This is a genomic window from Shewanella sp. 5S214 (genome assembly GCF_041439795.1).
GTDB lineage: Bacteria > Pseudomonadota > Gammaproteobacteria > Enterobacterales > Shewanellaceae > Shewanella > Shewanella vesiculosa.
The window spans coordinates 40347-63759 of sequence record NZ_JBGOOV010000007.1 but is presented as its reverse complement, the minus strand read 5'-3'; the positions used below and the strand labels follow the sequence as shown (position 1 = coordinate 63759).

19 protein-coding genes are annotated in these 23413 nt (G+C 41.8%); 10 read left to right on the top strand and 9 right to left on the bottom strand.

Annotated features, from left to right (window positions below; all coding sequences use genetic code 11):
* The first annotated feature begins 7 nt into the window (after window positions 1-7).
* The gene (gene mdoH, locus ACED29_RS06530; protein ID WP_371697345.1) at window positions 8-2191 is read left to right on the top strand and encodes a glucans biosynthesis glucosyltransferase MdoH; all 2184 of its coding nucleotides are present in this window, start codon (window positions 8-10) and stop codon (window positions 2189-2191) included.
* 86 nt (window positions 2192-2277) lie between these two features.
* Here mdoH and ACED29_RS06525 read toward each other — a convergent pair whose 3' ends face one another.
* Window positions 2278-3159: a hypothetical protein gene (locus tag ACED29_RS06525; RefSeq protein WP_371697303.1), complete on the bottom strand. Its 882-nt coding sequence runs from the start codon at window positions 3157-3159 to the stop codon at window positions 2278-2280.
* A gap of 445 nt (window positions 3160-3604) precedes the next feature.
* Here ACED29_RS06525 and ACED29_RS06520 point away from each other — a divergent pair, with 445 nt between their 5' ends.
* Entirely contained in the window at window positions 3605-5035 is a 1431-nt protein-coding gene (locus ACED29_RS06520; RefSeq protein ID WP_182741707.1) for an MFS transporter, read from the top strand.
* 85 nt (window positions 5036-5120) lie between these two features.
* Here ACED29_RS06520 and ACED29_RS06515 read toward each other — a convergent pair whose 3' ends face one another.
* Complete coding sequence (locus tag ACED29_RS06515) at window positions 5121-5888, bottom strand: sulfotransferase family protein (RefSeq protein ID WP_371697302.1); 768 nt, start codon at window positions 5886-5888, stop codon at window positions 5121-5123.
* A gap of 233 nt (window positions 5889-6121) precedes the next feature.
* Between ACED29_RS06515 and ACED29_RS06510 the strand changes: the two genes are divergently transcribed.
* From ACED29_RS06510 to ACED29_RS06495, 4 genes are all read left to right on the top strand, one after another.
* Window positions 6122-7228, top strand: coding sequence for a Fic family protein (locus ACED29_RS06510; protein WP_371697301.1), 1107 nt, complete (start codon window positions 6122-6124; stop codon window positions 7226-7228).
* 115 nt (window positions 7229-7343) lie between these two features.
* A complete protein-coding gene (locus ACED29_RS06505) occupies window positions 7344-10499 on the top strand; it encodes a DUF3427 domain-containing protein (protein WP_371697300.1) in 3156 nt (1051 codons plus the stop codon).
* A gap of 306 nt (window positions 10500-10805) precedes the next feature.
* A complete protein-coding gene (locus ACED29_RS06500) occupies window positions 10806-11537 on the top strand; it encodes a glycoside hydrolase family 19 protein (RefSeq protein WP_182741710.1) in 732 nt (243 codons plus the stop codon).
* Window positions 11527-12003, top strand: coding sequence for a hypothetical protein (locus ACED29_RS06495; protein WP_182756782.1), 477 nt, complete (start codon window positions 11527-11529; stop codon window positions 12001-12003). The genes ACED29_RS06500 and ACED29_RS06495 overlap by 11 nt, the downstream gene beginning before the upstream one ends.
* Window positions 12004-12472: 469 nt before the next feature.
* On the opposite strand, the gene ACED29_RS06490 is transcribed toward ACED29_RS06495, so the two are convergent.
* Together ACED29_RS06490 and ACED29_RS06485 are read right to left on the bottom strand one after the other, a co-directional pair.
* Window positions 12473-13789, bottom strand: a complete 1317-nt coding sequence (locus ACED29_RS06490; RefSeq protein ID WP_124018416.1) for an anaerobic C4-dicarboxylate transporter — start codon at window positions 13787-13789, stop codon at window positions 12473-12475.
* 394 nt (window positions 13790-14183) lie between these two features.
* On the bottom strand, window positions 14184-15974 hold the full coding sequence (locus ACED29_RS06485) for a serine hydrolase (protein WP_371697299.1): 1791 nt from the start codon (window positions 15972-15974) through the stop codon (window positions 14184-14186).
* A gap of 258 nt (window positions 15975-16232) precedes the next feature.
* Here ACED29_RS06485 and ACED29_RS06480 point away from each other — a divergent pair, with 258 nt between their 5' ends.
* A complete protein-coding gene (locus tag ACED29_RS06480) occupies window positions 16233-16577 on the top strand; it encodes a PadR family transcriptional regulator (RefSeq protein WP_124018348.1) in 345 nt (114 codons plus the stop codon).
* On the top strand, window positions 16574-17188 hold the full coding sequence (locus tag ACED29_RS06475; protein WP_371697298.1) for a hypothetical protein: 615 nt from the start codon (window positions 16574-16576) through the stop codon (window positions 17186-17188). Before ACED29_RS06480 ends, ACED29_RS06475 begins: the two co-directional genes overlap by 4 nt.
* 345 nt (window positions 17189-17533) lie before the next feature.
* Here the strand turns inward: ACED29_RS06475 and ACED29_RS06470 are convergent, their stop codons facing one another.
* Window positions 17534-18397, bottom strand: coding sequence for a YicC/YloC family endoribonuclease (locus ACED29_RS06470; protein WP_124018350.1), 864 nt, complete (start codon window positions 18395-18397; stop codon window positions 17534-17536).
* 176 nt (window positions 18398-18573) lie between these two features.
* On the opposite strand from ACED29_RS06470, the gene rph reads away from it, so the two are divergent.
* Together rph and pyrE are read left to right on the top strand one after the other, a co-directional pair.
* The gene (gene rph, locus ACED29_RS06465) at window positions 18574-19287 is read left to right on the top strand and encodes a ribonuclease PH (protein ID WP_011639245.1); all 714 of its coding nucleotides are present in this window, start codon (window positions 18574-18576) and stop codon (window positions 19285-19287) included.
* Window positions 19288-19359: 72 nt separating this feature from the next.
* Window positions 19360-20001 (top strand): orotate phosphoribosyltransferase, encoded by a 642-nt coding sequence (gene pyrE / locus ACED29_RS06460; RefSeq protein WP_371697297.1) that lies wholly within the window; start codon window positions 19360-19362, stop codon window positions 19999-20001.
* Window positions 20002-20086: 85 nt separating this feature from the next.
* Here pyrE and folE read toward each other — a convergent pair whose 3' ends face one another.
* From folE to coaBC, 4 genes are all read right to left on the bottom strand, one after another.
* Entirely contained in the window at window positions 20087-20737 is a 651-nt protein-coding gene (gene folE, locus ACED29_RS06455) for a GTP cyclohydrolase I FolE (protein WP_124018352.1), read from the bottom strand.
* Window positions 20738-21018: 281 nt separating this feature from the next.
* The gene (slmA, locus tag ACED29_RS06450) at window positions 21019-21612 is read right to left on the bottom strand and encodes a nucleoid occlusion factor SlmA (RefSeq protein WP_182698906.1); all 594 of its coding nucleotides are present in this window, start codon (window positions 21610-21612) and stop codon (window positions 21019-21021) included.
* A 35-nt stretch (window positions 21613-21647) separates the two neighbouring features.
* Entirely contained in the window at window positions 21648-22106 is a 459-nt protein-coding gene (gene dut / locus ACED29_RS06445) for a dUTP diphosphatase (RefSeq protein WP_371697296.1), read from the bottom strand.
* Window positions 22103-23305: a bifunctional phosphopantothenoylcysteine decarboxylase/phosphopantothenate--cysteine ligase CoaBC gene (coaBC, locus tag ACED29_RS06440; RefSeq protein ID WP_371697295.1), complete on the bottom strand. Its 1203-nt coding sequence runs from the start codon at window positions 23303-23305 to the stop codon at window positions 22103-22105. Before coaBC ends, dut begins: the two co-directional genes overlap by 4 nt.
* Between the last annotated feature and the right edge of the window lie 108 nt (window positions 23306-23413).

Sequence of the window (23413 nt, the reverse complement as noted above, 5' to 3'; positions counted from 1 at the left end):
GAACATGATGCAAGCAGAGGCTGATATTAGCGCCGTCGACCCTATATTGGTCGGTGGTGCTGCCATGCCGCTAGAGCGACCAAGCCCAATGGAAGCGCAAAGTTTACGTGCGTTGTCCGACGGTATGCCACGTAAAAGTATAATTGCCAATGGCGTAAAGTCAGTCACTTTACGTCGCCTGTTAGTGGTTGGCAGCGCTTTTATCATGTCGATAATGGCTATTTACGAGATGGTATCGGTATTTAATGTCGGCGGAGTAACGCCGCTGGAATACATTGTTTTGGTCTTGTTTGCGGTTAACTTTTGTTGGATTGCTTTGGCATTTAGCGGCGGCATAGCTGGCTTTATTATACTACTCAAAAAACCGTCTACAAAAACTGCAGAAAGTATAAAACTGCATACTCGCACCGCAATATTAATGCCGACTTATAACGAGTCACCCGATCGCGTTTTTGCCGCAGTTGAAGTGATGGCCATGGCCTTGGTTGCGTCGGGCGAAAGCCATGCATTTGATTGGTTTATATTAAGCGACACTACTGACCCTGATATTGCGTTGGCAGAAGAACAGGCATTTTTAATCTTGCGCCAGCAAGTGAGCAAAGATGCGCGGGTGTATTACCGCCGTCGGCGTAAAAATGATGCCCGTAAAGCCGGTAATGTGGCCGATTTTTGCAAACGCTGGGGCGCCAGATACGACCATCTTTTGGTGTTAGATGCTGACAGCTTAATGGAAACCCACACTATCGTCAGTTTGGCGAGACGTATGCAGGCAGACCCTGATGCTGGGCTTATCCAAACCATTCCGTATTTAATCAATGGCAATACCCTAATGGCGCGATTACAGCAATTTGCTGCGCGTATTTATGGCCCGGTTATTGGTACGGGTTTATCTTGGTGGACCCATAAAGAAGGCAACTTTTGGGGCCACAATGCCATCATTCGTACTCAGGCTTTTATGAGCGCCGCTGGGTTGCCCAATCTTGCAGGAAGACCACCATTTGGTGGTCATATCATGAGCCACGACTTTGTTGAAGCGGCTTTGATTCGACGGGCTGGTTGGAGCGTGGTCATCGCCGCAGATCTTCCTGGCTCTTATGAAGAATGCCCACCGTCTATTGTCGATTTAGCCGTGCGCGACCGCCGTTGGTGCCAAGGTAATTTACAGCACTCGCGAGTGTTGTTTAGTAAAGGGTTACATTGGGTGAGCCGTTTACATTTACTCACAGGGATCATGGCGTATTTGTCATCGCCTTTTTGGTTAATGTTGATTTTGTCAGGCTTAATGTTGGCATTACAAGCGCACTTTATTCGGCCCGAGTACTTTACGGATCAATTCTCCTTATTTCCCACTTGGCCGGTGATGGACTCAGACCGTGCACTGCGGTTATTTTATATCACCATGGGCATATTGTTTGGTCCTAAAATTCTTGGGATCATATTGTTACTGAAAAATAGCTCCATGAGTAAGCAGCTCGGTGGTAGAGGTAAAGCCATGATTAGCGTCGTGGTTGAAGTGATATTGTCGGCACTGATTGCGCCGATAATGATGCTGATCCACTGCGGTGCGGTAATGTCTATTTTAGCCGGACGCGACAGCGGTTGGGCACCACAACGACGTGATGATGGCAGTTTACCTTGGCTAACACTTATTTACCGCCATCGTTGGCACATGTTAATTGGAGCGCTATTAGGTTATGCCGCTGTGCTCGATTCGCTGACCTTGTTAGCTTGGATGAGCCCTGCGTTAATTGGTTTGTGGCTGGCGGTTCCGCTGTCGGCCATGACAGGCTCTGAAGGTTTTGGTTTATGGGTAAAGCGTTTAGCCATACTGGCAACACCTGAAGAAGTGTGTGCCCCCAAGCTAAGCCTAGATTCACAACTACGCCGTAGCGAATACGTTAGCGCTATTGCGCAGCCGTGGACCTTATCAAAACTGCTGCAAGACCCAGAATTAATGGATCTTCATTTAGCCATTATTGATAAAAGGCCTCATCGTTTACCTGGTTCTGCGGTTGAATCGCTGGAAGCGATTACCCGGGTTAAGGTGCAAGAAGCGCAATGTCAGCACAACATTGCCAGTCTGTTTACCCGTCAGGAATTGGCGTATTTACTGGGCAATCCTTTATTGCTTAAACAGTTACAAAAGCTACCAGATCAGTATGTCACCGAAGGAATCGTGTCTTTCTGTTAGGTGAGAGTGTGATTTACGGTTGATGTGAAAAAGCCCTGCCGGTTTATATCGACAGGGCTTTGGTGTATAAAGTGTTTTGATCGTAATTAGTCTTGCGGTGCTTGGCAGCCAAGATATTGATTGAGTGTTGCACTAAACAAGGTCGCTGCTATGTTTGCAGACAAGTCTGTCGGTTGAGGCGTGCCGTCTTGAGGTAAATGCTGCAACATGTACTGTGGCGCATAGTCTGGTGCATCCATCGACTTTACCCATTCACAAGTTTGTTGTTTTTGTTCTGAGGCAAGATACTCTGCCAGTTTTTGTTCAAAGTTTTGTTGCTCAAGTGCAGATAACGTCCAAATAGAATCTTTTTTGATTAACTCTACAATGGCATGCGATGGCTTGTTAGGAACTCGCAAAGAGTCAAAATAGGCATAAGCACCTGCTAAAAAGTAACCGTTAATTGCTGAGTTGTAATCTTGAGATTTTATGCATGCTGCAACCGAATGAAATAGCACTACAGGAGTCGTTTGATTCGTGAGCTGCTCTTGAGTTAAGCAGCTAATGTTACTTGTGGGTTTAGCATAATCAGGGATCACGACTGCAACCTCTGGTTCAGCGGATGAAGGTGTGCATGCTGGAATCAGTCTTTCATCTAATACTCTAATTTCCCAGTCATCTTTATTGCCCGGTCCATGTTGGGCGGATACGACGTAACGCATGCACTCTTTAGCTAATAGAGGATAAACTAAGGTTGAAGTGGCTTTTTTGCTGCGCAGCGGTCCTGTGGTGCTTAGGTGTACTGTGTGATATCCAGGTTTAATATTTTTTGTCAGCTTACCGGTTTGAAAAGCACCATCAATGGCGACAATCTCCACGTTATAATTGTCAGCATCCGACACCTTACTTTGACTGCCATCAACCATGGCGTAAGGTGTTGACTGGCATCCTGCGAGAAAAAAACAACTGATAATTAACGGTAATTTCATTATATTTTTGCTTTTATATTAATAAAAAAATACACACACCAAAAAGATATCAGCATGTAGCTTATTGATTTTGTTGAGTACTTTCGGAAGGTCATAGCGCAATTGGCGTTATTAAGCTGAACAGCGAAGCTTTAAAATATGGCTTTAATTAGCGAAGCACTTTCCGTAGCACTAATCAGGCTACTAATGTAAATTTTTTGTTTCATTTTAGTCAAGGTAATTGTTGGGTTAGACAAGGTGCGTCGTTAACGAAATAAGTTGATGATTCATTCATGAGTCTATTTTAAACATACAATAATAGATGATTATGTGATCGTTATAGATTGTGAGCTGATTATTTATCAGTCATAATTTTAGTCACTAACGTTAACCCGTGACTTTCATCCGTGACGTTAATCCGTAATCATAATCAATTACTTATCAATGGTGTGCACTTATATAGCTTATGGCTTTTGATCCTTCATCAAGTCCACATAATCCATGCTCACGCAGTCGCGATAGATTGTCGTGGCTGAGGTGTACCTTGCGCCGCAGCCAGCAAGAGGCGGTGGCATCGTCAACCATGACAGCCACCAGTGACAATTTTTTTAATGCGTATGCGATTTTCTTAGGGGCAAGCCTAGGGCAAATGGGTTGGGTAACCGGTTTACCTCAGCTGTTTGGCGCGATAGCACAACTGTTATCAGTGTGGTTAGCGAGTCATTTTAGTCGCCGACAATTCATTGTTGTGTGTGCAGTATTGCAAGCGGTAGTGGTGTTAGGCATGGGCGCGCTCGCGGCGTTTAGACCTGAGAATGCGGTGTGGTTATTCATTGGCTTAGCGGTGTTCTATCAAGGGTTTATTAATCTGATTCAGCCACATTGGCGTGCTTGGATGGGCATGATAGTGCCACAGCGTCGTCGCGGCGCCTTTTTTGCTTCGCGCACCCGCTTAACCATGATGGCGTCACTAAGCATATTTTTTGTTGGCGGCGGCATCTTAACCTTAACCGACTCAGTGCAGATGGCATGGCTTGGTTTTAGTTTACTGTTTTCGATTGCGGCTATGGGGCGGTTTGTATCGGCGTGGTTATTGTTGCAAATGCACGACCCAGAACCGAGGGTGGCAAAAGCATCTGGGGTATTTACCCAAACCTTGTATAACTTTGGTCAAGCATGGAAAGATAAAACCTTTAGGCATTACAGTTTATTTGTTGCTGGTATGCAGTGCATGGTCGCGATATCAGCACCGTTTTTTGCGGTATATATGCTCGAAGGCTTGCACTTTACCTATTTCGAATTTGTGTTAAGCAGCGTAGCGTCTATTTTGACTCAGTTCATCACCTTGCGCTTTTGGGGGCGCTTTAGCGACCTATATGGCAATCGTCTGGTGATGATCATTACCAGCTGCTTAATTCCCAGTTTGCCGTTGCTGTGGTTATTCTCGGAAAATTATTTATACATTCTCGCCATTCAAGCTTTTTCGGGTTTTGCTTGGAGTGGCTTTACTTTAAGCACTGCTAATTACCTTTACGATATTCGACCCTTTCGCAGTGACTTTGCCATCTATGCCGCCTTACAAGCTGCATTAAGCGCCGGATTTGTGTTTGTGGGAGCCATGGTCGGCGGCTCCATTGCCTCATATTCGGAAGTGTTTTTAGTTTGGTCTGGTTTGGATACTTGGTTAAGCAGCCCAATATTTGTGGTGTTTATCGTATCAACTACCATGCGATCGCTGGTGGCATTGTGGTTTATTCCGCGCTCGGTCGAGCCCAAAATTCGCCCTAGACCTCAACTGCTGACACTGATTTTCCGTATCCGTGGTTTTAATGCCATATCGGGTGTGAGCTTAGATTGGCTAACCGTTGCCAAGAAAAAGCGCGATAAAGAGAAGTAATGACCAGCCGCAAACGGTTATAAAACCGTGGTTGATACGCGAGTGGATCAGAGTGTATTGACGCGCTCACTTTTAATCGACAGCGTTACAGTCGGTAATCAAAAAACTTGCGCTTATCAGGCCCAGAAGCGTTAGCACTAATTTTATTTGGGTGTTTATACTCATCCCAACTGGCCACATTACGGCCCATATTTAACTGTGGAAAATTCAACTGTGGAAAATTCAACTGTGGAGTGCTCAGTTGCGGAAAGTTCAACTGTGGAAATTCAGTGGTATTTGGCTTAGGTAAACCGATAAATTGCAATAGCGCAGTAAAGCTACCAGTCACACTAATATCAAGAGCCATAAAGTTATCTCGCCCAGTAAAATAGTCCAGCACTTGCTGCTGGTGGCGCAGATAGCAGGCTGTTAAATGGTTATCATCAAACACATCCTCAACCTGCCATATATCAAAGCAATGATTAAAGCTGCGTTTCATCACCGGATGAAAACGGCCCTTGTCTTTGTCTAAATGCACTAGCATTCTGCCCAGTAACATTTGCATTGACGGCAACCACTTATCTAACGGCCTATCTAAATAAACAAACTTAGCGTTGGGAAATAACCTATCTAACTGCTGATAGTCACTAAAACACGGCGCATCAGACACCGCATCGGCCAACATAAACGCCTGCTTAGTAAAGGCTTGGTGGGCAACCGTTAACCCTTGCTCAAGTAAGGCCACACTCACACTGGTTGTGCCGGTACGCGGCAAACCAATAATAAACACTTTACTAGCCAGCTCATTTGCCAAAGTCGATTTAGGCATAGCGGCTTGTAGTGGTGTCGATACTTCAGTCAGCTTAGATGTCATTAATTACAGTCGCATTGGGTTATATAAATTAAAGGTTATAGAGACAGTAAACGATTATACCGAAATGCCTGCCAAGGTGTTATCGAGCTTGCTAATGGGAGCCATGAGGCAATTAACCACTCTATTCGACTCATGTTGTGAGGCGAATAAGTTGCTATTTGCCTCATGTTGTAAGTAGAATAGCTGGGTATGTGCATCAATACAGCATTTTAGTCAGCTAAACAGGAGTTAATATGTGGATTTGGCAACAGCAAGAATGGCCAGAGTTTGTATGGGATAATACTCGTATAAGTGCACTATTGAGGCAAATTCAATTTAACCAGGGTTTGCTGCTGGGTAAAATGGGTTCTGAATCCGCGAGTCAATGGACACTCGATACCATGCTAGCCAATATCGTTCATTCAAGTGCTATTGAAGGAGAAAAGCTTAACGCATTTTCTGTACGTTCCTCTTTGGCGAATAAGCTTGGCGTGAGTGAAGAAAAACCTTATCCCACCACGACGCAAACTGATGGTTTAGCAGATATCACCTTAGATGTGCTACAAAACTGGCAACATCCGCTGAGTTTAACGCGGATTCTAGGTTGGCATTCCATGTTATTTCCAGAAAACCAAACGGGGTTTAATCCTGCTGTTGGCGGTAAGTTACGTGGTAATGAACCTATGCAAGTAGTATCTGGCCGTTTAGACAAACCTACAGTGCATTTTGAAGCGCCTCCACGCAATACACTAGATCTTAACTTAACGCAGTTTTTTGAGTGGTTTAATCAATCGCGAAATCAACCTAATGTCGACCCGCTAGTGCGCGCAGCCATCACCCATTTGTGGTTTGTCACCTTGCACCCGCTTGATGATGGTAACGGACGTATAACGCGTTTACTCACCGACTTAGCACTCGCGCAAGCTGAGCATCGCTCGATTCATTTTTACGCCATGTCAGTTAGTATTCTTGAGCGACGCAAAGCCTATTTCGCAATATTAGAGTCTACCCAGCAAGGTGGCTTAGATATCACACCTTGGCTGCTGTGGTTTTTAGACACCTTAAATGACGCTATTCAACACACGCTCAATAGCATTGAGCAAACTACTGCTAAAACCCAATTTTGGCGTCGAGTGAACCAACGCTTACTCACTCCAGCGTTAACCACAGAACAAGTGAAAGTGCTAAATAGATTACTTGATGGTGACTTTAATGATGGGATCAGTAGTAGCCAGTATCAAAAAGTCGCTAAAGTCAGCCGCGCAACCGCAACCCGTCATTTGGCTCAACTTGTGGATCAACAGTGTTTAGCCAAAACTGGCGCAGGCGGTAGAAGCACAAGGTATGTGTTGGTGCGCTAATTTAATCGTTTTTCTGTAAGCATTTTATTGATAAATAATATTATTCTTAGTCGTAATATGCACTTATTGCTATGGTATATTCTTAGTGTTTTCACTTTCAAAAGGCCTATCCGACATGGAACAAGTTGGTATTTATGAAAAGCTTATTACTCAGCTGATAGATAAAAGCATTAATCGTGATGTGTTCTATTTAGGTGAACGGCCATTAGAGAGCGCTGAGGCTAGTGTTTGGCTGTCGAGGTTTTTGACCAAGATAATGGAGTATGCCATTGGTGCAATCCCCAGCGGAGACAACCAACTTACCGAGCAAATCAGCTTGGCAAATAAGTTAGTGCTTTGGTTAAAAGATCATGTTCAAGATGATCAATTGATCACTGAAAACTTGCTCGATAGTAAAGGCCGTATATTGACGGCACTATTTGATAAAACAAATCCTATAGCTACAGACTTCCCAGCGTTTACTAAAGCTATCTACCCGCTAACAGGGTTAAGCCAAAGCGAACTTTTTTGTGGTAGCAATGCCGGAATTTCTTTAGATACCGAATTAAAGCGCGAGATCCGCTCAGCAGACAAAATTTATTGGTTAGTGTCTTTTATTAAGTGGGCTGGCATTCGCATTTTTAAAAATGAACTTGAAGAGTTCACTCGAAGCGGCAAAACGCTGCGGATCATTACGACATCTTATATGGGGGCGACCGATGCTAAAGCAGTCGAGTTTTTAGCTAGCCTTCCTAACACCGAAGTTAAGTTGAGTTACAACACCAAGCGAGAGCGCTTGCATGCGAAATCTTATTTATTTCTGCGTGATACAGGATTTCACACTGGATATATCGGTTCATCCAACTTGTCCCATTCTGCGCTGACTAGTGGTCTTGAGTGGAATTTAAAAATAACCACCCAAGAAATCCCCCACATTATCGATAAATCCCTCAACACCTTTGAATCATATTGGCAATCAAGTGAATTTGAATCGTTTAATGGCGATATCGAAGCTAAAAACAAGCTTCATGAAGCATTACGTGAGGCTAAAGGTAGTTATACCGAAAGCAGCACCTTTCATTTTGATATCAAACCCTTTGCACATCAGCGAGAAATTCTTGAGCAGTTAAATGTTGAGCGTAGTATTCATCAGCGGTATAAAAATCTAGTCGTTGCGGCAACCGGCACCGGTAAAACGCTTATTTCAGCGTGTGATTTTGCACGTTTTTATAAACAGCATCCAGAAGCTAATTTCTTATTTGTGGCTCATCGACAAGAGATCCTTAAGCAAGCTTTATCTGCCTATCGTGGAGTATTGAAGAATAATCAGTTTGGTGAATTGTGGGTTGCTGAGCACAAACCTAATAGCTACCAGCATTTGTTTGCTTCGATACAAAGCTTAAATTTACAATTATCAAGTTTACCGCTCACCGCTGATTTCTATGATTATATTGTGATAGATGAAGTACATCATATTGCCGCTAATAGTTATCGAGGTTTGTTAGAACATTTCTCACCCAAGATTTTATTGGGGTTAACTGCCACACCAGAGCGCCATGACGGGCAAAATATTCTCGATGATTTTTGTGGGGTTATAGCCGCAGAAATTCGTTTGCCTGAAGCCATCAATCAGCGCTATTTATGCCCTTTTCAGTATTTTGCAATTGATGATGATACCGACCTTCGTAACATTAAATGGCATCAAGGGCGATATGATATCGCAGAGCTAAGCCATCTTTATACTCATAATGAACAGCGAGTTGCTCGCATTATTAGCAGCCTTAATGACACAGTCACTGACATTGGTCAGATAAAAGCTTTGGCGTTTTGTGTCAGTAAAGAACATGCAGAATACATGGCAAAGAAGTTTAACTTAGCCGGTATTAGCGCAGATGTTCTTACTAGTGATAATAGTCATGAGAGGCAACAAAAACGCCAAAGTTTAATCAGCGGTCATGTGAACATTTTATGTGTTGTGGATATTTTTAATGAAGGTGTCGATATTCCAGACGTCGATACGCTTTTGTTTTTACGTCCAACAGAAAGCTTAACTATCTTTTTACAGCAATTAGGTCGTGGGTTGCGGTTAACTGATGACAAACAGTGCTGTACCGTATTAGATTTTGTGGGTAATTCACGTGATGAATATGACTTTTCGCAAAAGTTTAGGGCGCTGGTTGGTAAAACGAATCAATCGATTAAAGACGAGATCAACAATGACTTCCCGCATTTGCCATTAGGGTGTCGGATTGAGTTAGAAGAGCAGACTCAGGCAATGATTTTGCGAAATATTAGCCGTGCAACCATGAATGCTAGCAGGTTGCGACAGCTCATTAATAATTTTCAGCACCAAAGTACATTAACCTTAACCTTGGCTCATTTTTTACGCTTTAACCCGAATGTTAATTTAGAGGATATCTATAAGCTAAAAATGAGCTGGCTAGAACTAGTTGATAGTGCAAATAAAAATCAAATTAATGAGCCAAATTTAGATGTTAGTCTGGCTAAAGCTTACTATCGTGCGATAAATAATCACTTGCTCGGCTGCAGTTCTATCTCATATTTACAGTTTTTAAAGCAGTTAATTATTGATAACTTCAGTTTTGAAGAAAATGATGCTACCCAGTGCCAATTTGCACTAATGTGCCATTACAATTTTTGGGATAAGTCGGGCACCGAGCTAGGCTTTACAAACCTTAAGCAAAGCTTAGTTGCGTTGAGGAATACTCAATTACAAGCAGAGCTGCTAGATGTCATATCGTTACTTATCGATCGCATTCATCATCGCGAATTTGAAATGAATATCCCCGCACTAGAAGCCTTAAAAGTGCATTCAAGATATACCAGAGAGCAGATCCTAGCCGCCAGTGGTGCAAGTTCTTTTGAGAGAAAATCAACCGCAAGGGAAGGTGTTTTAGTTCTTAACGATCTTAATGTTGAATTACTTTTTGTTACTTTGAAAAAGTCAGTCAAACAATTTTCACCAACGACTATGTATCATGATTATGCGATTAATGAATCACTATTTCATTGGCAATCTCAAAATAGTGCAAGACCAGAGTATGGCAGGGGCTTAGGCTATATTGAGCAAGCAAAAATGGGTCGTAAGTTAATCTTGTTTGTGCGTGAGCAAGCGAAAGATGAGAACGGTCGCACCATGGGCTTTGTTAATTTTGGTGAGGTGGTTTATATGGCTCACACTGGGGCACAACCCATGAATATCACCTGGAAATTAATGACGCCCATACCTGATGCAATGTGGCATGAAGCTGCAAAATTAGCAGTAGGATAAGCCGATCATATCGGTATCGGCAGCTGTTGAAAACAGGATGTTTTCTCCAAGTCACATGGATGGGTTTACTGTGTATCGTTTTAGGAAGTATGTTGATATTTGGGATATTTCGTTTTAATAACTTCAACAGTATTTAAGTCTTATTAACTTAGAGCGAAACTGTTTGGGGTTATTATTTGGGGTGTATTCAGTCATGCTTCATCATTATTGAGGATTATATACTCAAATGTAATCCTGTCGTATCTTATTTAAATTAAAGTGGGTTTAAAAATTATATGTAAATAGTCAGTACAAAAGGAATTGATGATGTCTATATATAAGTCTTCAAATAGAGTTAAAAATCAAACTCTGAGTTTATCGCACCTTAGAAAAATTTGGGGAAGCGAACAAAATGTAAGCGACAAACTATTAAGTGAAGTGGCTGAAGAGTTGAATTCTAACGTTAATATGTGTCAACTCAATACAGAATTAAGAATGTGTCACTTTATCGCTCAAGTGATGCATGAAGTTGGAGGTAAATTCAACTTAGAGGAGAATCTTAATTATAGTGAAATGGCTTTGATATCTACATTCTCACACTATGGACGAACTCCTTCAGATGCAAAAAATCACGCATATAACAGGGCTACTAATAAAAAAGCAGATATCGAAGCAATTGCAAATCATGCATATGCGAACCGAATGGGTAATGGCAGTGTAGAGTCTGGTGACGGCTGGAAATATAGAGGTAGAGGTATGCTTCAATTAACCGGAAAATCCAATTATATTTCAATGAAAACAAAACATAATAACTTGTGGAGTGCAAGTGTCGATTTTGTTGCTAACCCCGATTTATTGCTACAACCCAAGTTTGCAGTAAGATCTGCTCTAATATTCTGGCTTGAACATCAGCTTTATAAAAAAGCAGATATAGGGGCAAGTCGAATGGTTACGGATAGTATAACTAAAGTCATTAATAATAAGACAACAAGTTACAGCGAGCGTCATGATAATTTAACTGATTTATTAAAAAGGAAGGTATTTAAAGATGTTTTTTAATAAAGCTCTCTGTTCTTTTATAGTTTTTTTAACTTCCTTCTCACTAAATGCAAATGAGTTCAGATTATCTGAGTGGACTGACCAAGAGTATTTATTACATTCTCCCACAGAAGGAGCTGCTGAAGTAATCATAGACCGCCAGGCGTCAAACGATTTGCAGTTAATTGCTGTTCTACATGTTAGATGCGGAGGAATAGATTTCAGAGTGCCAGTCATTAAGGGGAATTTTGAAACAGGAGTTAGTAGTGCGGAATATTTGGAGTATGTCATCTTTAAATATGAAAATAAGATATATTCACCAATAAAATCAATTAGTTCATACTATGTTATCCCAAGTGATAAAAATGAGTCTGTAAAACCTCATTTTTTAGAGTTTGAAACACAGAATACGACAAGCGGTTTTTGTAAATATATAAATAACAAGAGCGAATATGACAATCCTATTTATATTCAAAGCGATAAGTGACATTTTCTGCATTTTTCTATTCAAATTATAGCTCAAATGCTCACTTTTTTTGTGGGGGATGTTTGGCATTAAATTCAGTTTTGCTTTAAAGCAGACTTGTACTAGCCTAGATATATTCGCTTTTGCGATTGGTCAAGACCGGATGTTTTCATCAAGCCCCCATGGATGGGTTTACTGCGTGCTGCAGAGGATGATCTGGTTGACGGATTAACCCATAAACCTGTCCATAATCGACTTGCTCATCTTTGTTTTGGTCTAAGCAAATTTGGTTTTAATATTTAAGGTCTTAGCGTTTTAAGTCTGGCACTTTAAGTCTTAGCGCTTTTAGATTCTTAATGATTAAATACAACAATGGCAGCCATATTGGCTGCCATTTTTTGTTGATGCTAGCGACTTGTTTTGGTCAATTCATTAGCGATTAATCGCGTTGTTGTTGGCCCAAAGCTCAAAGTCAAAATGTTCGCTGAGATTAGTTAATAGCCATCGATATAAAGTAACCAACAAATGTGGCGGTTACGACACCAATAAAGCCTGGAATAATAAAGCTGTGGTTGAGTACGTATTTACCAATATGGGTGGTGCCTGTTCTGTCAAAACTAATTGCGGCTAAATCGCTTGGGTAGAATGGGAAAAAGAAGTAGGCATAACACGCGGGCAGCACGCCGATTAATACCGGTGCAGGGATGCCAAGTGAAAAACCTAATGGCAGCATAATGGTTAATACCGCAGCCTGGCTTTTTAAGAAGATCGATGACACAAACATCGCGATAGCAAATGTCCATGGATACACGCTGACAATGTCGCTTACCGCGCTCACCAAATAGGTTTTATGGTGCTCAATAATGGTGTCACTCATCCATGCGATACCAAAAATGATAATGACCGCTGTCATACCCGCGGTGAACACGTTACTGGTGACAATTTTTTTCGGTGATATATTGGTGGCGAGTAAAATTATCCCACCGACAGACAGCATCATAAACTGAATTGCTACCGACATTTTTACGCCCGCTGGTAGTATTTGCTTACTAAACATTGCCACCATGATAACGGCAAAGATACCGAGTAAAAATACTGTTAAGCCTTTCTTTGCCGTTGATTCTGCTTGTGGCGTTTGCACTTCATCCGCTTTTGGATCGGTTAATGATTCACGAAACTCATCATCTGTTAAACGTGCCTGAAACTCTTCATCTTTATCTAAATCTTTACCGCGCTTTAAGCTCCAAGTACACGCCACTAGCAAGCCTGTTAGTGTGGCGGGAATGGTCACCATGAGTACATCAAGTAAATTAATATCTAGATTGTTATCAACGGCGGTGGCAAGTACTACTGCAGCGGCAGCAGCAATAGGGCTGGCGGTTATACCCATTTGTGATGCCACAGTTGCCATGGCTAATGGGCGTTCAGGGCGGATACCTTTCTTGTATGAAACATCATAAATAACAGGAAGCAGGGGATAAACTGAGTGGCCAGTGCCGACCAGTACGGTTAACGAATAGGTACACAGTGGGCCTAGAAAAACGATGTGTTCAGGGTGTTTGCGTAACAGCTTTTCAGCAAATTTGACCAACAGCTTTAAACCGCCAGTGGCCTCTAATGTTGCAGAGGCTGCGACTACGGCCAGAATTATTAACATGACGCTGACTGGTGGTGAGCCTGGGGCAATGCCAAATACAAAAGCGAGTACCGAAACACCTAACCCGCCCAATAAACCAAAGGCGATTCCGCCGTGGCGAATACCAACAAATATCACCGCTAATAACAGCAGCATGTGTACATAAAACATCGTGTTCTCCCCCATGTAGGTCGTTATTATTTTTAGCCTTTTGAAGTTATCTCACTCTCTCTTTGAGGTTCGTGATTTAACTCAAGCTATTGAATGGGATGTGAAGATAAATGTTTAAAACGTGAACAACATTCTATACAAGCGCATATATTGAGTTGTGGCACTTCTGTTGGGGAGGGAAAATGGAATTGGCCGTGCAGGTTATTCTGCTACATGCCCTGTTTACTTGTGTTGAGTACATGTTGAGGCATTACTGCTAATGCGACATCAGCAGCCAGCCTCTGATGTCAAAAGATCATTATTTGATAAGGCTTTGGAAGGTGTAGTAAAAGGCGGTAAGTCAAATATGTCGAGAAGCCCCCCGTGATCACAGTGAAGTCACGGGGGGAAGTTACTATTGTTTAATTGCTTGATGTTCGACCATTTGGTTGTAGTTAAAGCCAGTGATTTGATTTTTATTATTACGGGTAAATTTAAGAATTAAATCTTGATGCTGCTTTATAACATATCCGTCAATGAGTAACTTATCACCCTCTATGCTGAGCAGTTTAGATGTAAAACCATTCTCTTCTTTGGGGATTGGTGAGGAGTTTTGAATGCCTTTAATTTTTCCATCTTTATCGAAAAAGACCGTCATATCTACAATGCCTTTTTCAAAAATTAGTCGCTGCTGGATCTCATCATTATCAATACTTTTTGAAAAGCTATAGTGATTTTCTAAAGCGCCAAGTTCTGCTTCTAATTGCTGCCAAAACCCTTGAAAAACATCGAGCGGTGCAGAGGCCATTTGTTCATCAAAAATTTCAGCTAATTTAGTTAACTCATTGGTATTAAGCAGGTTAAATAATTTTGTGGCTGTGTCAGTGAGTTGATCTGGTGGTAGGTGAGTCACTTGCGCTAAGTTATATAATGTCCAATTTTTTAAGCCAATGGTGTTAATTTTCAAAGTATTATCTTTGAGTGTTATCGCTATTTGATGGTCATCATCAAACGCATAACGGCCTACATATTGCTGTAAATCTATGGTGTTATTGCTTACTAAAGACACTATGTCGGGCGTTTTATGGGCTAACAAAATGCCTGAAACTTGTTGAATAATTTTTTTTCTCATATCAATTGAGAGGTCAATATTACTAACATTATGTACATGATTCATATATATAATAATGGTTATATTTTGCTCTGGAAGGTAAATAAAATCTGCTACTGTGCCTGCAGTTGCACCATCATGGCGATAGGCTTTTTGACCCCATAATGTTGTCATTTCCATGCCATAACCATAAAACTCATTATTTCTTCTCAAATCCACAGGGTTAGAGAGTAAATAATCAAACTTCTTGTCTTTGAATATTTTATGGGCATTCATTGCATCTACCCATTTGAACAAATCTCCTGTGGATGAATAAAGGCTTGCTGCACCGACTAACCAACTGTTGTCTATTTTAGTGGTGTGTACTTTGTCGGAACCTATGCCGCTATAGCTCTCGACTAACAGCGGGCTATTGTCAGGTCTGGATGCACTAGTATTTTTCATGCCAGCAGGTTGGAAAAGGTAGGTTTTTAGGTAATCAGCGTAAGTTTTTCCTGATGTTCGCTCAATAATGTCAGCTAATAAAATATAGCCGGTATTGGTGTATTCATAACGGCTGCCTGGTTCAAATGAGTTAGGCAGATCTTTAAAGCTATCAATTAATGATTTCTTTGTTACAGGTAAGGTTTTCTCGTGCATGAGTGGATCATTATCACCGTCAATACCTTTACCCGTATCCATAGGATCTGGAATACCAGCAGTATGAGTTAACAGTTGGTAAATAGTCGCTTTTTGACCCACTTCATTTTGATAATAGGGTAGGTATGTCGCTATGGGGTCTGCTAATGATAACTTACCTTGTTGTGCTAATAATAATATGGCGCTAGCGGTAAATTGCTTTGAAATTGAACCTATTGCAAATACTTTATCACTATCATTGTTAACCTCAGTTTTTACATTCGCGGATCCATAACCCCGGCTATAAATAATTTTATCGTCTTTTTTAATCGTTATTGCACCATTAAAACGACCAAGTTGCTCATATGAAGCCATTAATTTTGATATTTCGGTTACGTCATATTCATTTTCGTTAGCTTGGACATGGCTTATTAAACCCAAGGTTAGAATTATAATGGCTATATTTTTAATATTCATTTGATCACCTAAAACCCATACTATGTACATTGCATTGCTAGGTAGTCTAGTTCAATAAATTATACATAGCAATACAATGTACGTAGTTAAATTTATTTGGCATAGTAATCATGGAGTTTAGATGATATGTTTATCAAGTGACCTAGGTTGTCTTCGACTAATAACAACATTTTTAAAGTAATACCGAACAGAAATTGCAATGGTATGTATATCGTTTTACTATGTAGGCATGATTACATTATTAAAGATAACTATGCCATGCTTTCTGATCAGATCATTGACCGATGGTTGCCTCAATTTCGTAAAGGTTTACTAGAATTTATTATCTTATTAAAGTTAAAACAAAACATGAGTTATGGTTACGAAATAGCGTCGGAGATTAAAAATCTTACTTCAATAGAAGTCGCCGAAGGAACGCTTTATCCGTTACTTAACCGTTTAAAGCGTGATGGATTAGTTCAAACAGAATGGAAAACAGCCGAGGTTGGTACACCACGTAAGTATTACCAAATTACCGACGCTGGTATTGAGACTTTAGATAAAATGAAAGTAATTTGGACTAATACGCATAGCTCAGTGCTAAAAATGGTGATGCAATCATGACACATCAATTTCCTATTAAAAGTGAAACATCTAAAAAATTATGGAGTAACTTTGAGCGCGAACTTAATCACAAGTTAGCACCTTTATCGGTAAGTGAAAAAGATGATATTAAGATGGAAATTTTAAGCCATCTATATGAGTCAGCTTTAAATGATGGCGCTGAAAGTGAAGAAAAAAGAATTATTAATGCTATTGACCGTTTAGGTGAGCCTGATTTATACCTGACACCATTAATTTCAGATATTTTGCATGCGCAAAGTGTCGCTAAAGGGCACCCCAAAGCGATATTAAAAAGCTTATTACAAATTACTCAAAAAAGCTTATTACACTTGTCTTTAACTGCTATTTTTGGCTTTGGATATTTTATTTCATTTATCTTTTTTATTATGGGAATAATGCATATATTCAACCCTGAAGTTGGCATTTGGCTGGATAATAATGGCGGGCTGCTATCCCTCTCTTTTTCTCATCAAGATAATGCAACTCAATGGCTGCCTGCGCAGTTTTCATTTATCGCCATTTTAGCTAGTGTTTTTGCCTATTGGGGATTAAGTAAACTATTGTATCTGTTGTTTTTTAAACCTAATCTTAATAAACAGAGCTCCTATTAGTGCGCCTGCGCGTTTTTCAAGGCTATTATCTAAAAACAATAACCTTTAAGTGATTAATTTTAATCGGCTGTAGCTTAAGCGTTGGTCATCAACACGTAGAAAAATGAGGTGAAGGTAAAGTGTCATCTAGAGTGCGTTGCGATCAAACTTTTTGGTTGTAGCGCCAACGGATGGACAAGTAGGGGAAAATGCTTCCCAGATTTATTTGTAGTGCAGATCCAAGCTTAATTTAGTCACCAATTTTGACGTAACAATAGTAAACCATCAAGCTCCTGCAAAAACATAAAACCCAGCAAATGCTGGGTTTTATTGGTCATTTTTAACCCGTTAAAACAGGCTAAAACATTATTCTACATTTTGGATCTGCTCGCGCATTTGCTCAATCAATACTTTTAATTCTACAGCGGCAGAAGTGATTTCTGCACTGATTGATTTAGACGCCAGGGTGTTTGATTCGCGGTTAAACTCTTGCATCATAAAGTCTAAACGGCGACCTTCGCTGCCACCTTTTTTAAGGATGCGGCGAGCTTCTGCTACGTGAGCTTCAAGGCGGTCCATTTCTTCGGCGACATCTTGTTTTTGCGCCAATAACACCATTTCTTGTTCGATACGGGCTGGATCTAATTCGCCTGCGATATCGGCTAAGCGGTTAGTCAGTTTGTCGCGTTGATACTGCATGACGGTTGGCATGTGGTCACGCACAACCTTTACTTGCTCCATTACGCCGTCTAAACGGGTTAGTAGCATGTCTTTAATGGCTTCACCTTCACGGCCGCGCGCTTCGATAAACTGATCGATAGCACTGTCAAACGCGATCATTAAATCGGCACCGATGCTATCCATATCTTGTTCTGCAGCGGACAGCACGCCAGGCCAACGCAGCACATCAGTTAAGCTGAGTTCGCCTTGTCCTGCTTCTTGTTTTAACCAATTTGCAGCACTTAACAACTGCTTTGCTAGCGCTTGGTTTAGCTGTAATTCATTACTGCTGTTGTCGGCAAGTTCATAACGTAAATTAACTTCGATTTTGCCACGATTCAGGCGTTTACGTAAGCGGTCACGTAAGACAGGTTCAAAGCTGCGAAACTGCTCAGGTAGGCGCAGGTAGGTTTCTAGGTAGCGCTGGTTGACTGAGCGGATTTCCCATGAGGCGGTGCCCCATTGTGCTTTGTGCTCGATACGAGCGTAGGCTGTCATGCTTTGGATCATGGAGTGTCCTGTTATGTTATTACGCGAATGTGGAGTGATTATAGCCGTTTTAGCCAACCGGATTAAAGGATTAGTCGATAGATTTGTGGCTTATCGCTGCTTAGCATGGCATCTAACGGCGTGAAGCTCTATAATATGGGCTCAAATCTGATATGAATTCGACTACAGGACTTTTCATGCGCCCAAGTAACCGTACACCAGCTCAAACTCGCCCTATCACTATTACGCGTTCTTTTACTGCACATGCTGAAGGCTCTGTTTTAGTTGAGTTTGGCGACACAAAAGTATTATGTACTGCCAGTTTCACTGAAGGCGTTCCGCGTTTTCTTAAAGGCCAAGGCCAAGGTTGGGTAACTGCTGAATATGGTATGTTACCGCGTTCAACTCATAGCCGTATGGACCGTGAAGCGGCTCGTGGTAAGCAGTCTGGCCGTACCCAAGAAATTCAACGTTTAATTGGTCGTGCATTACGTGCCGCTGTAGACATGAAGTTGTTAGGTGAAAACACCATCGTTATCGATTGTGACGTTATTCAAGCTGATGGTGGTACGCGTACTGCGGCTATTACTGGTGCTTGTGTCGCATTAGTTGACGCACTTAATTGGGCTCGTGGTAAAGGCATTATTAAAGCTAACCCACTTAAGTTTTTAATTGCTGCTGTTAGTGTGGGCATTTATAAAGGCGAAGCGATCAGTGATTTAGAATACATTGAAGACAGCGCTGCAGAAACTGACATGAACGTTGTGATGACTGAAACGGGTAAAATTATTGAAATTCAAGGTACTGCAGAAGGCGAGCCATTTAGCCATGAAGAGTTACTTGAGTTGTTAGTGTTAGCTAAAAACAGTATTCGCGAAATTGTCGATGTGCAAAAAGCTGCGTTAAGTTAATATGCTGTTGAAAAATGAGGACCGATTACGGTCCTTTTTTTTAGTCTAAAATTTGATGAAAGAGGAATAACCGTGAAAGCCTATCAACGCGAATTTATTGAGTTTGCTTTAGCCCGCCAAGTATTACGTTTTGGTGAGTTTACCCTTAAATCTGGCCGTACGAGCCCGTACTTTTTTAATGCTGGATTATTCAATACGGGTAAAGACTTAGCGCGTTTAGGCCGCTTTTATGCTGCGGCGTTAATGGACTCGGGTATTGAATTCGATTTGTTATTTGGCCCAGCGTATAAAGGTATTCCGATTGCGACAACCACAGCGGTTGCCTTGTGCGATCATCACGATGTAGATATTCCTTATTGCTTTAACCGTAAAGAAGCCAAAACCCACGGCGAAGGTGGCAGTTTGGTGGGCAGCGAGCTAAAAGGCAAAGTGATGTTGGTGGACGATGTGATCACTGCTGGTACGGCTATTCGTGAATCGATGGAGATTATTAATGCCCACAATGCCCAACTTGCGGGCGTGTTGATTGCACTTGATCGCCAAGAGAAAGGCAAAGGCGAGTTGTCGGCGATTCAAGAAGTTGAACGCGATTTTGGCTGCCAGATTGTGTCGATAATTACGCTTGCTGATTTAATCAGTTACTTATCTGAAAAGCCGGGTATGGAAGCAGAACTTGGTTCAGTTAGCGCTTATCGTGAGCAATACGGGATTTAGTCTTTTTAACCATGAATACAAAAACGCAGCCCCTAGATTATTAAATTAGGTGGCTGCGTTTTTATTGGCGTTTTGTTTACACACATTATTTTACTTGGTGTAAAAACTCGGCGCGGGTTGCAGGGTTTGATTTAAAAATACCACCCAATGCAGTGGTCGTGGTCGAGCTGGTTGAGTCCATTACGCCGCGAGATTTTACGCAGTAATGTACCGCATCCATTTTTACTGCTACGTCTTTGGTTTCAAGTAATGTTTGCAGCGCCACTAACACTTGTTGGGTTAGGCGCTCTTGCACTTGTGGGCGCTGGGCAAAAAATCGCACGATACGATTGATTTTAGACAAGCCAATAATTTTGCTACGGGGCAAATAGGCCACAGTGGCAAAGCCATCAATGGTCACTAGGTGATGTTCGCAGGTGCTGGTAAGACTGATGTCTTGTACGCGGACCATTTCATCAACACCCATTTTGTTTTCGATAACCGTGATCTTAGGGAAGTTTTCGTAATCAAGCCCCGAGAAGATTTCGTCGACATACATTTTAGCAATGCGGCGTGGAGTATCAGCCAAGCTGTCGTCGGTTAAGTCGAGTGACATTAAGGTCAAAATTTCACGCATATGGTGTTCAATTTTGACTTTACGTTGTTCAGGCGTGGAAGTTTTTGGCAACATCGGGGTTTCTAGCCCACGGTCTTTTAGTGCTGCTTGTACTTTTATTGCGGCTTCACTGAGTGCCATATATCCTCCAACTACTCAATATCACTGTTTATATGAGTGTACGTTAATACCCACTTGGGTGCCCGTTAAGGGACGAGGAGAATAACGCGATTTGCGCTAAATTAATACTACGGGTAACAAAAAAGCCGACCCTTTTAGTCAGGTATCGGCCTTTTGTGGTTAAACGTTTAAGCGATAACTACTTTACGTTTAGGTTTTCTTTGATGAATTTGAGTGTGATTTCGTAATATTTTGCTCGGTTTTCGGCGTTGTACAAACCGCGTTATCGATTGCGAGTACGGTTAACTTCTCAACAACTGTTGCTGAATAAAGGTCCACTGTTCATCAAAGTGTTGGGTTGGCTTTTGTTTAAATTCACTGCGGACAAATTGTGAAATTCTGCCTTCGGCAAAGGCGAGTAACAAGTTAGCCAGAATGGCTTCATCGATATTAAAGCCTACGCCTTCACGTAAGGTTTTTTCTCGTAAAATTTGTTTGATTTGGGTTTCTATTTTTGCAAAAAGCACATCGATACGACTGCGTAAACGTTCGTTTTCACCCAACAACGCATCGCCATTTAATACTCGCGAGATCCCTGGGTTACGTTCAGAAAATACCAATAATAAGTGCAGCACTAATTGGCAGCGAACCATAGTGTCTTTTTCTTCGTCCATGATGATGTTTAAACGCGATAATATAGCATCTTCAATAAACTCAATTAAGCCTTCGAACATCCGTGCTTTGCTAGGAAAGTGTCGATAAAGTGCGGCTTCAGATACACCCACTTCTGCGGCCAGTTTGGCTGTAGTTATACGTTGACCAGGGCTGGTTTCGAGCATTTGTGCTAAGCATTGTAAAATATGCTCACGGCGATTTATTTTAGGGCTTTCAGCCATTATCTGTTCCTTGGCTCAGTGACTACTTGAAAAGGTTATTTGGTGCCTGAGTGACCAAATCCGCCTTCTCCACGATCTGAGCTATTAAACTCATCCACTAGTGTAAATGCTGCCTGTACAACGGGTACAAACATCAATTGGGCTAAACGGTCGCCTATTTCGAGTGTGAATGGTTTATCACTTCGGTTCCAACATGACACCATTAATTGCCCTTGATAATCGGAGTCTATTAATCCGATTAAATTGCCTAAAACGATACCATGCTTGTGGCCCATGCCTGAGCGCGGCAAAATTACCGCCGCAAGGCTGGGGTCGGCAATATGAATAGCGATACCGGTTGGAATTAATACCGTTTGACCAGGTTCAATCACCATAGTCGCGTCGGTCATGGCGCGTAAGTCCATGCCTGCACTACCTGAAGTTGCGTAGGCGGGTAATGGAAACTCACTGCCAATACGCGAGTCGATAATTTTTAGTTCAATGGGTGTTTTCATGATTTTTTTAGTTGTTGTTCTATCAATGTAAGTAATTGGCGCGCTAGGGTCAGTTTATCTGTTGCCGGCAGTTGTTGGCTGCCATCTTGCCAGAATACCTGTAGTGCATTGCTATCGGCATTAAAGCCTAAGCCTTGAATAGAAACATCGTTGGCGGCAATCATATCAAGCTTTTTGCGCTGTAGTTTGCCGCGAGCGTATTGTTCGACATCGTTTGTTTCAGCAGCAAAACCGACCGTAAAAGGTCGGATAGCGTGCTGAGCTACCGCGGCTAAGATATCAGGATTTCGTACCAGCGCAAGTTGCATTTGTTCAGCCGATTTTTTGATTTTTTGATCCGCGACAGCAGCAATTCGATAATCAGCCACTGCGGCACAGCCGATAAAAATATCATGTTGTTCAACTTGGCCCATTACAGCTTCGAGCATCTGCTGCGCTGAATCAACATCAATACGCGTGACGCCTGAAGGCGTGGCTAAATTGACTGGACCAGAGACTAATGTCACCTTGGCGCCCATTTCAGCCGCTGCTTGCGCTAATGCATAACCCATTTTCCCTGAGCTGTGATTCGAGATATATCGCACTGGATCTATGGCTTCACGTGTTGGGCCCGCAGTTATAAGCACGTTATGGCCGCAGAGTGATTTAGGGCCAAAAAATTGCACTAATTGTTCTGCCATCGCAGTGGGTTCTTGCATTCTGCCTGGGCCGACTTCACCACAGGCTTGATTACCAGATGCTGGCTGCCAGATGATGAGGCCTTTACGGGCTAAATTGGCTAGGTTTTCTTGAGTGGTGATGTTTTGGTACATCTGTTGATTCATTGCTGGGCATACAATAACAGGCGCACTGGTGGCTAAACAGGTGGTGGTTAGTAAGTCATTCGCCATACCTGCATTGATACGTGCAATTAAATTAGCTGTAGCAGGTGCTAATAGAACAACGTCAGCCCAACGAGCGAGTTCGATATGACCCATAGCCGCTTCTGCTGCGGGATCGAGTAAATCAGAGGCTACTGGGTTGCCAGAGAGCGCTTGTATGGTCAATGGGGTAATAAACTCCATGGCGCTTTGGGTCATAATGACACGTACGTCTGCGCCACGCTCTTTCAAGCGGCGAATAAGGTCTGCACTTTTGTAAGCGGCAATACCGCCACCAATTCCGAGTAATACTTTTTTATTTGTCAGCATGATGCACATTATCCGACTCAAATCTAATTTCGGCTAACAATATCACAAACCTGTGACAAGTTACGTAGATCCAATCTCAAAAATATCGACCATACTGTGTAATTGATTCGAACTCTT